The 264-nt window shown below is 45.1% G+C and carries 1 pseudogene; it reads right to left on the bottom strand.

Features of this window, described 5'->3' with window-relative positions:
• Window positions 1-264: pseudogene (locus tag AAEY72_RS15310) on the bottom strand (threonine ammonia-lyase, biosynthetic); the annotation flags it as partial.

Raw genomic sequence — 264 nt, 5'->3', positions numbered from 1 at the left:
GATCATGAGCGACGTAGCCGTCAGCAGCCAGTTGCATGCCAATAGTTTCGCGTTCTTTATCGCCTTCTTTTAGAGCAATACCCACGAATATAGAGGCAGGTTCCATTGAATCAGGAGACAGCTGATTATCAGCGCGGTAGTTAAATTCTGTGATATTACGACCATGTAGACTACGGCAGAAGTTTAAGAAAGCACCAGTTTTCTCAGGAATAGTCACCGCAAAGATAGCTTCTTTTTTCTCACCGATCTCAGTACGCTCAGCGA

Source organism: Psychrobacter sp. W2-37-MNA-CIBAN-0211, assembly GCF_040309405.1.
Classification (GTDB): Bacteria; Pseudomonadota; Gammaproteobacteria; order Pseudomonadales; family Moraxellaceae; genus Psychrobacter; species Psychrobacter glaciei.
Note: the sequence above shows the minus strand (reverse complement) of the source record. Positions and strands in the feature narration are given on the sequence as shown.